Source organism: Mesorhizobium sp. WSM4813, assembly GCF_055811555.1.
This window is the reverse complement of record NZ_JBVVQU010000043.1, coordinates 49,101-60,441: the sequence shown is the minus strand read 5'-3', so window position 1 is coordinate 60,441 and position 11,341 is coordinate 49,101. Positions and strand designations below refer to the sequence as shown.

The following is an 11,341-nucleotide window of genomic DNA, read 5'->3' as shown; positions in this document are numbered from 1 at the left end:
TGGGACGAAGCCACGCTGACGGCCTATCTTCGCGACCCGAAGGCCATGATCAAGGGTACGAAGATGGCGTTTCCCGGTCTCAAGAAGGACGAGGATCTTGCCAACGTCATCGCCTATCTGAAGCAATTCTCCAAATAACCCGGTTTTTCCGCAGGAAATAACCCGGTTCTTCCGCAAAACGCGACTTCGCGGCCGTTCGAAATCGCGTTCGGCCGGCGCCCGCCCTGGTGGTTGGCGTCGGTCAAGCGGCGTCTTGCAGTCTCCGCATCGCGGAGGGCAGGTCGAACAGGCTGTCGCAAACGAGGTCGGCGCCAAGCTCTTCAACGGCAATTTGGGTGTAGCCGCCACGCAGCAGAATGACCGGTATGCCGGCGGCGCGCGCGGCGGCCACATCGGCGCTGCTGTCTCCGACCATCAGCGTGTCACGAGGCTCGACCTGAAGCTGGTCGAGCCCCAGCAGCAGAGCGTCGGGCGCCGGTTTCAAGGATGTCACCGCGTCTCCGCCGACGATCGCACCGAGATAATCCGTCAGCCCGAAATGCAGCAGGATCTCGCGAGCCGCCAACTGCGGTTTGTTGGTCACCACGCCCATGGCTATTCCGCTCAAATGGAAGTGGGTGAGAACCTCCCTGACGCCAGGCATCAGCGTCGTTAGGCCGGTCAGATGCCTGCGGTAGATCGGCGCCATGGCGCGGTTGGCCTCGTCAAGCGCGCTGCCGAGGAGCGGCGTACCGGAAGCCGCGAAGGCTCGCTCGATCAGTTTCCTGACGCCGCCGCCGATCATGGCCTTGACCTGCTCCAGGCGCAGTGGCGGCAGATCGCGGCCGGCCAGCAATTCGTTGACTGCGGCCGTTATATCAGGCGCCGAATCGACCAGCGTGCCGTCGAGGTCGAACAGGATCGCCTTCGACGATCGAAACGGCCTACCCATGCCCACGTTCATGCGGCATCCTTCCACTTGATCGAGCAGCCGATCGAAGCGATCTGGTCGAGCGGCCCGTCGCCGGTTCGGGCAATTTGCTTCATCGCCTTGAACAGGTCGCGCCTCAGCCCGGCCGGTCCGGCGTCCCGTCGCGCCGCGTCCAGCCGGCCGCGATATTGCAGCGTCAGCTCGCTGTTGAGCCCGAAGAAATCCGGAGTGCAAACGGCTCCATAGGCACGCGCCACTGTCTGGCGCTCGTCGTGGAGGTAGGGAAAAGTGAAGCCGTTCGTCCTGGCGAAGAGCTTCATGTTGTCGAAGGAATCATCCGGATAGGCGTCGGCATCGTTGGAATTGATCGCGACAAAGCCGATGCCTTCGGGCTTGAGGTCGTTGGCATCGCGGACGATGCGTGAAATCACCGCCTTCACATACGGGCAGTGGTTGCAGATGAAGGCCACCACCAGCCCGTTTGGGCCGGCGTGGCTGAAGATCGAATGCGATTTGCCGTCGACGCCGGGCAAAACGGCATCGATGGCTTGCCAGCCGAAATCGCAGACCGGTGGGATTGCCGCCAAGATTTCCTCCGATGAAATGGTTTACGCGGCTTTCCGGATCGCCCCGTCGGCCGCCTGTCTGATGGCGTCGATATTGGTGCGATAGGCAGCCTCGGTGCCGCCCTTGAAGATGGCCGAGCCGGCGACCAGCACATTGGCGCCAGCCGCGGTGACCAGCAGAGCGGTCTCGGGGGTGACGCCGCCGTCGATCTCGATGTCGATCGGGCGGTTGCCGATCAATGCCTTGACCCGCCTGACCTTGTCGACGACCGCCGGAATGAACGCCTGGCCACCGAAACCCGGATTGACTGTCATCAGAAGCACCAGATCGAGCCGGTCGAGCACATATTCGATGACGCTTTCCGGCGTCGACGGGTTCAGCGACACGCCGGCCTTCTTGCCGAGGTTCCTGATCGCCTGCAGCGAGCGGTCGAGATGCGGCCCGGCCTCGGCATGCACGGTGATGATGTCGCAGCCGGCATCGGCGAAGGCGGCGAGATAGGCGTCGGCCGGTGCGATCATCAGGTGGCAATCGAAGATCTTGTCCGTTCGGTCACGGATTGCCTTGATCACCGGCGGACCGAAGGTGATGTTGGGCACGAAATGGCCGTCCATCACGTCGAGATGGATCCAGTCGGCACCCGCCCGGACGACTGCTTCGACCTCATCGCCGAGCCGCGAGAAGTCCGCAGAAAGCACCGAGGGCGCGATGATTGTCTTGGTACCCATGGTCGTCGGCTCCCATTCTGTCTTCCGTTTTCCGGTCGTTGCACACCAACCGGCGTGATCTTGTCAGCGCGCCTTCGTCTCCGGTTCGCCTTCGAGCTTACCTTCCGCGAACACGCGGCTGCCGCGAATATCGGACTCTTCAATGGTGATAAGGTCGGTTTTCGTCAACGCCCGGTCGCGCGACGCGAAAAGCCGGTTGGCCTGGCGAAGCCGTGCCCGGTCGAGCCCATTGCGGACCGAGCGGGCGTTGGAGAAATGCGGCAGCCGCATGCGGATCGGGAGATATTCTTCGAGCGCCTTGGCCGCCGCCTCGCTGAGACGGTAATTCTGTTCCGCCAGCATGAGCTCGGCGATCGATTTGAGTTCGCTGACGCCGTAGTCGGGAAAATCGAGGTGGTGGGCGATGCGCGAGCGCATGCCGGGATTGCTGTCGAAGAAGCGGTCCATCTTGTTCTTGTAGCCGGCAAGAATCACAACCAGATCGTCACGGTTGTTTTCCATGCATTGCAGCAGGATTTCGATCGATTCCTGGCCGTAGTCGCGTTCGTTCTCGGGCTTGTAGAGATAGTAGGCCTCGTCGATGAAAAGCACCCCGCCCATGGCGCGCTTGATCACTTCGCGGGTCTTGGGCGCGGTGTGGCCGACATACTGGCCGACGAGATCGTCTCGCGTCACCGCGACCATGTGCCCTTCGCGGACATAGCCGAGACGATGCAGGATTTCGGCCATCCTCAGCGCCACGGTGGTCTTTCCGGTGCCGGGATTTCCCGTAAAGTTCATGTGCAGCGTCGGCGCGCCCGAGGTCAGTCCGAACTTGCGGCGAAGCCGGTCGACCAGGAGCAGCGCCGCGATTTCGCGGATGCGGGTCTTGACCGGCTTCAGGCCAACGAGTTCGCGGTCGAGCTTGTCCATCACCTCGTCGATGTTAGACGCCTCGAACTCGGCCTGCAGATCAACCGATTCGTCCTGCGCGGCAGTGCCCTTTGCTATCGCGTCCAGCATGGTTTCGGCTAGCTCCGCTCGCCTTCGGGCCTGTCGGTCGCATAAGGCACGATCGAATAGCCCTGGCTGCGGCCGTCGCGCTCCTGGCGCAGCAGCCGGAACCCGGGTTCGTTGGGCGGCCGGTTGACGATGAACGACATGCGCGGCGCTTCCCAGCCCTTGGTCGAATCGAAGGCGGTGACCCGGACATACATGTTGGGCATGGCTTTCCGGCAGCTGTTGACTTCAAGCAGGATGCCCGCCGGGTCCTTCAGGTCGAACATAGGGTTGCCGTACATTTCCCAATAGGTGTTTCGCGGATGCGGATCGTCCGTGTACTCGACGCTGACCGCCCAGTGGTTTTTCAGCGCGTATTTGATCTGCGCCGAAATCTGCTCATCGGTTAGATCGGGCAGGAACGAGAACTGTCCCTGCGTGACCTTGTTTCCCGGATTGGTCATCATGGCGACGGTTTCCTTTCGTCTAGAAGCTGGGCGTTGCGGTTGGCACGAAGTCGGCGGTGTCGGTCGATTCGTAGTTGAAGGTGACGTCCTTCCAGGTCTCGAGGGCCGCCTTTAGCGGCGTGCACCATCTGGCCGCCTGTTCGAGGATTTTGGTCCCTTCGCGCAGATAGTCGCGGCCCTCGTTGCGGGCGAGGATCATCGCTTCCAACGCGACGCGATTGGCCGTCGCACCGGCCTGGATGCCGTCCGGATGGCCGATCGTGCCGCCGCCGAACTGCAGGATAACGTCCTCGCCGAGATAATGGATCAGCTGGTGCATCTGGCCGGCATGGATGCCGCCCGAGGCAACGGGCATCACCTTGTTGAGCGAGGCCCACTCCTGATCGAAGAACAGCCCGGTTTCGAGGTTCTGCGGCGTGCGCTCCTCGCGCAGCGTGTCATAAAAGCCCTTGATCATCAGCGGGTCGCCTTCCAGCTTGCCGACAACGGTGCCGGCATGGATGTGATCGACGCCGGCCATCCGCATCCATTTGCAGATGACGCGAAAATTCATGCCGTGGTTCTTCTGGCGCGAATAGGTCGAGTTGCCGGCGCGGTGCAGGTGCAGGATCATGTCGTTGCGGCGTGCCCATTTGGCCATCGACTGGATCGCCGTGTAGCCAATGACGAGGTCGATCATGACGATGCAGGAGCCAAGCTGTTTTGCGAATTCGGCGCGCTCGTACATCTCCTCCATCGTGCCGGCGGTGACGTTGAGATAATGGCCCTTGACTTCGCCGGTGGCGGCCGACGCCTTGTTCACAGCCTCCATGCAGTAGAGGAAACGGTCGCGCCAGTGCATGAAGGGCTGCGAATTGATATTCTCGTCGTCCTTGACGAAGTCGAGGCCACCCTTCAGCGCCTCATAGACGACGCGGCCGTAGTTGCGTCCTGACAGGCCAAGCTTCGGCTTCGTCGTCGCGCCGAGCAGCGGCCGGCCGAACTTGTCGAGCCGCTCGCGTTCCACCACGATGCCGGTCGCCGGGCCCTGGAAGGTTTTGAGGTAAGCCACCGGAATGCGCATGTCCTCGAGCCGCAAGGCCTTGACTGCCTTGAAGCCGAACACGTTGCCGATGATCGATGCAGTCAGGTTGGCGATTGAGCCCGGCTCGAACAGGTCGAGGTCGTAGGCGATGTAGGCGAAGTACTGTTGCTCGGTCTTGGTGCCGGGACCTGTGTTCGGCACCGGCTCGGATCTGAACGCCTTGGCGCGGTAGAGCTCGCAGGCGGTCAGCCTGTCGGTCCACACCACGGTCCATGTCGCGGTAGAGGATTCACCGGCGATGGCGGCGGCCGCCTCCTCGTGGTCGACGCCGGGCTGCGGCGTGATCCGAAACATGGCGATCAGGTCGGTTTCCTTGGGCCGGTAGTCCGGCTCCCAGTAACCCATCTTCTTGTAGGGTATGACGCCCGACTTGTAGCGTTCCTTGCCTTCCTTGAGGGTGCCTGCTGACGGCATGTCGATCTTGTTCATGACAGGTCTCCTGTTTGCCGCTCAGGCGGCTTTCGCGGTTGCGATTTGCGGGTCGAGCTTTCCCGCGGCGTAACGTTTCGCCATCTCCTCCATGGCGATAACCCTGATCTTCGAGGCGTTCCCCGCGGTGCCGAAGCGTTCGAAGCGATCGCGGCAAAGATCGCGCAAGGCGTCCATGGCGGGTTTCAGGAATTTGCGCGGATCGAATTCGCGCGGGTCTTCCGTCGCGACGCGGCGGAACTGCCCGGCCATGGCCATGCGGCAATCGGTGTCGATGTTGACCTTGCGCACGCCGTAGCGAATGCCGCGCTCGATCTCCTCGACCGGGACGCCAAAAGTCTGGGGCATCTCGCCGCCATATTTGTTGATGATGTCCTGCAGTTCCTGCGGCACCGAGGACGAGCCATGCATGACCAGATGCGTGTTGGGCAGCTTTTCGTGGATCGCCTCGATCACCTGCATGGCCAGTATACCGCCGTCGGGCTTACGGCTGAATTTATAGGCGCCGTGCGAGGTGCCGCAGGCGATCGCCAGCGCGTCGACCTGCGTCGCGGTGACGAAGTCGACCGCCTGGTCGGGGTCAGTCAAAAGCTGATCGTGGGAAAGCGCGCCTTCGGCGCCGTGGCCGTCCTCGGCCTCGCCCTGGCCGGTTTCCAGCGAGCCGAGCACGCCGAGCTCGCCTTCGACGGAAGCGCCGACCCAATGCGCCATGCGTGCGACACGTTCGGTGATGGCGACGTTGTAATCGTAGCTCGCCGGCGTCTTGGCGTCCGCCATCAATGAGCCGTCCATCATCACCGAGGTGAAGCCATGGCGGATCGCCGAAAGGCAGGTGGCTTCGTTGTTGCCGTGATCCTGATGGATGCAGAGCGGAATGGCCGGATGCATTTCGGTCAACGCCTCCATCATCTTGGCCAGCATGATGTCGTTGGCATAGGAGCGGGCGCCGCGCGAGGCCTGGATGATGACCGGCGCGTCGCAGGCCCTGGCGGCCTCCATGATGGCGAGGCCCTGTTCCATGTTGTTGATGTTGAATGCCGGAACGCCGTAGCCGTGCTCGGCGGCATGGTCGAGAAGCTGGCGAAGGGTGATGCGGGCCATTGTCGGGTCCTCTTAGCTGCGGAAGTTGGGCTAGATGATGAGCTTCAGCGCCGCTGCGGCGACGGCTTCAGGCGTGATGTCGAAATGCCGGTACAGATCCGGGGCAGGGGCGCTGGCGCCGAAACCGGTCATGCCGACGAAAGCGCCGGTGTCGCCGATCCAGCGATCCCAGCCGAGCCGCGCCGCGGCTTCGATGGCAATGCGCGGCGCCGAGCCGAGGACCGCCTTACGGTAGTCCGCATCCTGTTCCTCGAAAAGCTCCCAGCACGGCATCGAGACGACCGCGGCGGCGATGCCATGTTCGGTCTCCAGCCGTTCGGCGGCGGCAACGGCAATCTCGACTTCCGAGCCGGTGGCGATCAGCGTAACGGCGCGGTGCTCGGCGGGCTCGCGCAGGACGTAGGCACCCTGGCTCGACCGGTTCTCGTCGCTATGTGCGTGGCGCAGCATCGGCAGGTTCTGGCGCGAGAGCACAAGCACGCTCGGCCGGTTCTCGCTCTTCAGCGCCAGTTCCCAGCACTCCGCCGTTTCGATGATGTCCGCCGGGCGGAAGACGTTGAGGTTCGGCGTGGCCCGCAGCATCGCCAGGTGCTCGACCGGCTGGTGGGTCGGGCCATCCTCGCCGAGACCGATGGAATCATGCGTCATCACATAGATGACACGCTGGCCCATGAGCGCCGAGAGCCGCATCGCGCCGCGCGCATAGTCGGCAAAGCACAGGAACGTGCCGCCATAAGGCACGAAGCCGCCATGCAGCGCTATGCCGTTCATGGCCGCGGCCATGCCGTGCTCGCGGATGCCGTAGTGGATGTAACGGCCGGCATAGTCATCAGGCGCTATGCGGTCCATGCCCTTGGTGATCGTCAGGTTCGAGTGCGTCAGATCGGCGGAGCCGCCGACGGTCAGCTCGGTTGCGGCGTTGATTGCGCCGAGCGCCATTTCGGAGGCTTTTCGCGTTGCAACCTTGGTTGCCTTCTCGACATGCTCCTTGCCGAAAGCGTCGAGCGCTTCGAAGACCGCGTCGGGCAGGTTGCCGGCGACCGCGCTCTCGAAAGCCTGGCGCCGCGGCGAGGCGGCAAGCCGCTGCTCCCAGGTGCGCCGTGCCGCTTGCCCGCGGCCGGCGATTTCGCGCCAGGCGAAAAGGATGTCGTCCGGCACCTCGAACGGCGCGTGGGCCCAGCCGATGTTTTCGCGCGTCGCGGCGATCTCCGCATCGCCCAGCGGCGCGCCATGCGTCTTTTCCGAACCGCCCAGATTGGGTGCGCCCTTGCCGATCACCGTGCGGCAGGCGATCAGAGACGGTCGGTCCGACTGCTGCGCTGCTTCGATTGCCGTTGCGACAGCTTCCATATCGTGGCCGTCCACCGATTGGACTTGCCATCCAGCGGCCTTGAACCGGGCCGCCTGGTCCATCGATGTCGACAGCGACGTCGGTCCGTCGATCGAGATCGCATTATCGTCCCAGAACACGATCAGCCGGGAGAGCTTCAGGTGACCGGCAAGGTCGATCGCCTCATGGCTGATGCCTTCCTGCAGGCAGCCGTCGCCGGCGATCACGTAGGTGAAATGGTCGACGAGATCGGCGCCGTGGCGGGCAGCAAGCATGCGCTCGGCCAGCGCCATGCCGACGGCGGTCGAGATGCCTTGCCCAAGCGGACCGGTGGTCGTCTCGATGCCAAGCGCATGGCCATATTCCGGATGTCCGGCGGTACGGCTGCCCAGTTGGCGAAACCGCTGCAATTCCTCGATCGGCATGTCTTCAAAGCCGAGCAGGTAATGCAGCGCATATTGCAGCATCGAGCCGTGCCCGGCCGAAAGTACGAAGCGGTCGCGATCGGGCCAGTTGGGCGCCGACGGATCGATATTGATGAAGCGGCTGAACAGCACCGTCGCGACATCGGCCATGCCCATCGGCATGCCGGGATGACCGGAATTGGCCTTTTGGACGCTGTCCATCGCCAGTGCACGAATGGCGTTCGCCATGTCGCGTTCCGAGACGGCGGCGACGGGCTTCAGGGCTGCTGCTTGGCTGTTCATGGCGTCCTCCTCACGACACACGGTTCTTGCGTTCGATCAATTGCAGGATGAGCGGCGTCAGGATCAGCTGCATGGCAAGATCGAGCTTGTTGCCTGGCACCACTATGGAATTCGGCCGCGACATGAACGAGTCGTGGATCATCGAAAGCAGGTAGGGGAAATCGATGCCGCGGGGATTGGCGAAGCGGATGACCAGCATCGATTCGTCGGGCGTCGGAATCCAGCGTGCGATGAACGGGTTGGACGTGTCGACGATCGGCACGCGCTGGAAGTTGATCGCGGTCTGCGAGAACTGCGGGACGATGTAGCGGACATAGTCCGGCATGCGGCGCAGGATCACGTCCATCACCGCCTCGGTGGAATAGCCGCGCGTTGCGCGGTCGCGATGGATCTTCTGGATCCATTCGAGATTGATGACCGGCACCACGCCGATCTTGAGGTCAGCGTGCCTGGCCAGGTTGATCTTGTCGGTGACGACGCAGCCATGCAGGCCCTCGTAGAAGAGCAGGTCGCTCGGCGGGAATTCGCGCCATTCGGTAAATTGTCCCGGCGGCGTGCCGTACTGCTTCTCCTCGTCCTCGTCATGGATGTAGGTGCGGGTCTTTCCGGTTCCGCGGCGGCCATATTCCTCAAACACCTCTTCGAGGATTGCGAGTTCGTTGGCTTCGGCATTGAAGTGGGTGAAGTTCGGATTGCCGGCCTTCTCCTGCTCGGCCACCTTCACCTTCATCGTGGCGCGGTCGTAGCGGTGAAAGGCATCTCCTTCGATGAAGGCGGCCTCGATATTCTCGCGCCGGAAGATCAGATCGAAGATGCGCTTGACCGAGGTGGTGCCTGCGCCCGACGACCCGGTGATGGTGATGATGGGGTGCTTTGCCGACATGGTGCTCAGGCCCTGAACAGGCCGCGGCGGCTGAACAGCGGCGCACGCTCGCCGATCGCGCTGGGCTCGGTGTGGTAGCGGGTGATGCGGGCGACTTCCCGCGCCGATCCGAACACCACGGGCACGCGCTGGTGCAGGCTCTCGGGTTCGATTTCGAGGATGCGGGTGATCGTATCGGTAGCGGCGCCGGCGGCCTGTTCGATGAGATAGGCGATCGGGTTTGCCTCGTAGACGAGGCGCAGTCGCCCTTGGCGGTAACCCTTGCGCTTGTCGCCTGGATACAGGAATACGCCGCCGCGCATCAGTATGCGATAGCAGTCGGCGACCAGGGAAGCGATCCAGCGCATGTTGAAGTCCTTTCCGCGTGGGCCTTCGGTACCTTCGAGGCAGTCGTCGATGTAGAGCCGCACCGCCTCGTCCCAATGCCGGTAGTTGGCGGCGTTGATGGCGAATTCCTGGGTGCGCTGCGGGATGATCCGGCTCTCATAGGCCTGGACGAAGGTGCCGAGCCTGGTCGAGAGAACGAAGACATGCGTGCCGCTGCCGAGCGACAGAACCAGCGCCAGCTGCGGCCCGTAGATGAAGAAACCGGCACCCAGCTGGTTCACGCCTGCCTGCAAAAAAGAGGCGGCCGGATTTTCGTCCGGCGCGCCAGTTGCAGGGAGGAGCGAGAAAATCGTTCCAATCGACACGTTGGTGTCGATGTTGGAAGAGCCGTCGAGCGGATCGATGGCGATGGCGAGAGGCGCCTGCCTGTCGAGCAGGACCGGCTGCTCCAGTTCCTCGGAGGCGTAGAGCGCGACCGGAGCGTGGCGCATGGCGTCGAGGAAGATGTCGTCGGCGAAGATGTCGAGATCCTTCTGGATGTCGCCGTCGGCATTGGCGCCGCGGGACCCGGCAAAGGCGGTGCCGAGCACCCCTTGATTGATGGTGTTGCGGATCTTGGTGGCGGCCTGCGTCAGCTGGCGGACGGTCGCGACGACCGCGGAGCGCAGTTCGTCCGGCTGGCCGAGATAGGAATTCAGAAAAGCGTCGAGCGTTGCCGCTGGCATCGTAACCTCCCGATCCAGCCGCCTCTCCTCGGATCGGCCGGATAGGGGAATGAGAACAAACGGAACGAGATAAGTAAAATTCAATAACTTTACTTTCGCACTAAAAAAATTTTAGTATGACACATGAGAAACCTCACGCTCAAGCAATTCAAGACCGTTCAGGCAATCATCAGCCACGGAAAAATCGTCAGCGCTGCCAAAGTATTAGGCCTGTCTCCTCCAGCGGTGACGATCCAGTTGCGGCAAGTCGAGGAGGAGTTCCAGCTGGCCTTGTTCGACCGGACGTCGGACGGCATGCGTCCGACTGCCGCAGGTCTGGCCTTCGTCGAGACGGCGCAAGCCATCGAGGAGCGGCTTCGTCTGCTCGAAGACAAGATGGACGCGATCAAGGGCGTGCGCATCGGCAGCTTGCGGCTCGGCGTCGTTTCCACCGCCAAATATTTCGCGCCGCGGCTCATGGCCGGCTTCATGAAGGAACACCCCGACATCGACATGCGGCTTGCCATCGGCAACCGGGCCGAAACGATCGACAGTCTGAAGAACCACGACATCGACATCGCGCTGATGGGGCGCCCGGCCAAGGAAGTCCCGGTGCGTGCCTCGGTCTTCGGCGATCACCCTCTGGTCATCATCGCGCCGCCCGACCATCCGCTGGCGTCGGCACGCGAGATATCCAAGGAGCGGATCGCCGAAGAGCATTTCCTCATCCGCGAGCCCGGCTCCGGCACGCGCATCTCGCTGGAGATATTCCTGAGCGACGTGCCCGGCCGCATCGACGACCTCGGTGTCGAGATGGGCTCGAACGAGACGATCAAGCAGGCAGTGATGGCCGGGCTCGGCATCGCCTTCATCTCTGCCCACACCATCGCCGCCGAAACCGAAGCCGGCCGGCTGGTCATCCTCGATGTTGTCGGAATGCCGATCCGTCGGCAATGGTTTTCGGTAATGCGCAACGATCACGCGATCTCGCCGGCGATGGCGACCTTCCACGATTTCCTGATGCGCAAAGGCGCGATGTACCTGCCGCTGTTCGGCAAGCTCTATCCGCACGAAGAACCGAACACTGGAGGTCGCGCGAGTTAGGGCGGGCCGCCGACTGCGCTTC

The 11,341-nt window shown here is 62.9% G+C and carries 12 protein-coding genes; 2 read left to right on the top strand and 10 right to left on the bottom strand.

Going from position 1 to position 11,341, the window contains the following annotated elements; translation table 11 throughout:
• Nucleotides 1–138 (top strand): c-type cytochrome (locus AC0L25_RS22980; RefSeq protein WP_473597613.1); only part of this gene is annotated, 138 nt, incomplete at its 5' end.
• A gap of 103 nt (nucleotides 139–241) precedes the next feature.
• Here the strand turns inward: AC0L25_RS22980 and gph are convergent.
• The 10 genes from gph to AC0L25_RS22930 all read right to left on the bottom strand — a co-directional run bounded on the left by gph (nucleotide 242) and on the right by AC0L25_RS22930 (nucleotide 10,236).
• Complete coding sequence (gene gph / locus AC0L25_RS22975) at nucleotides 242–943, bottom strand: phosphoglycolate phosphatase (protein WP_473597611.1); 702 nt, start codon at nucleotides 941–943, stop codon at nucleotides 242–244.
• Nucleotides 940–1,497: a thioredoxin family protein gene (locus AC0L25_RS22970; RefSeq protein ID WP_473597610.1), complete on the bottom strand. Its 558-nt coding sequence runs from the start codon at nucleotides 1,495–1,497 to the stop codon at nucleotides 940–942. Before AC0L25_RS22970 ends, gph begins: the two co-directional genes overlap by 4 nt.
• A gap of 21 nt (nucleotides 1,498–1,518) precedes the next feature.
• Entirely contained in the window at nucleotides 1,519–2,205 is a 687-nt protein-coding gene (gene rpe / locus AC0L25_RS22965) for a ribulose-phosphate 3-epimerase (RefSeq protein WP_473597609.1), read from the bottom strand.
• A gap of 63 nt (nucleotides 2,206–2,268) precedes the next feature.
• Nucleotides 2,269–3,207 carry a CbbX protein gene (gene cbbX, locus AC0L25_RS22960; RefSeq protein WP_473597608.1) on the bottom strand — a complete coding sequence of 313 codons (939 nt, stop codon included), beginning with the start codon at nucleotides 3,205–3,207 and terminating at the stop codon, nucleotides 2,269–2,271.
• Between the two features lie 8 nt (nucleotides 3,208–3,215).
• Complete coding sequence (locus tag AC0L25_RS22955) at nucleotides 3,216–3,650, bottom strand: ribulose bisphosphate carboxylase small subunit (RefSeq protein WP_065010919.1); 435 nt, start codon at nucleotides 3,648–3,650, stop codon at nucleotides 3,216–3,218.
• Between the two features lie 19 nt (nucleotides 3,651–3,669).
• Nucleotides 3,670–5,163, bottom strand: a complete 1,494-nt coding sequence (locus AC0L25_RS22950) for a ribulose-bisphosphate carboxylase large subunit (RefSeq protein ID WP_473597607.1) — start codon at nucleotides 5,161–5,163, stop codon at nucleotides 3,670–3,672.
• 21 nt (nucleotides 5,164–5,184) lie between these two features.
• Nucleotides 5,185–6,264 carry a class II fructose-bisphosphate aldolase gene (fba, locus tag AC0L25_RS22945; RefSeq protein WP_473597606.1) on the bottom strand — a complete coding sequence of 360 codons (1,080 nt, stop codon included), beginning with the start codon at nucleotides 6,262–6,264 and terminating at the stop codon, nucleotides 5,185–5,187.
• 30 nt (nucleotides 6,265–6,294) lie between these two features.
• Complete coding sequence (gene tkt / locus AC0L25_RS22940; RefSeq protein ID WP_473597605.1) at nucleotides 6,295–8,301, bottom strand: transketolase; 2,007 nt, start codon at nucleotides 8,299–8,301, stop codon at nucleotides 6,295–6,297.
• Between the two features lie 10 nt (nucleotides 8,302–8,311).
• Nucleotides 8,312–9,184 carry a phosphoribulokinase gene (locus AC0L25_RS22935; RefSeq protein WP_352961916.1) on the bottom strand — a complete coding sequence of 291 codons (873 nt, stop codon included), beginning with the start codon at nucleotides 9,182–9,184 and terminating at the stop codon, nucleotides 8,312–8,314.
• Between the two features lie 5 nt (nucleotides 9,185–9,189).
• The gene (locus AC0L25_RS22930) at nucleotides 9,190–10,236 is read right to left on the bottom strand and encodes a class 1 fructose-bisphosphatase (protein WP_473597604.1); all 1,047 of its coding nucleotides are present in this window, start codon (nucleotides 10,234–10,236) and stop codon (nucleotides 9,190–9,192) included.
• Nucleotides 10,237–10,359: 123 nt separating this feature from the next.
• Between AC0L25_RS22930 and AC0L25_RS22925 the strand changes: the two genes are divergently transcribed.
• The gene (locus tag AC0L25_RS22925; RefSeq protein WP_473597603.1) at nucleotides 10,360–11,319 is read left to right on the top strand and encodes a LysR family transcriptional regulator; all 960 of its coding nucleotides are present in this window, start codon (nucleotides 10,360–10,362) and stop codon (nucleotides 11,317–11,319) included.
• Nucleotides 11,320–11,341: the final 22 nt, after the last annotated feature.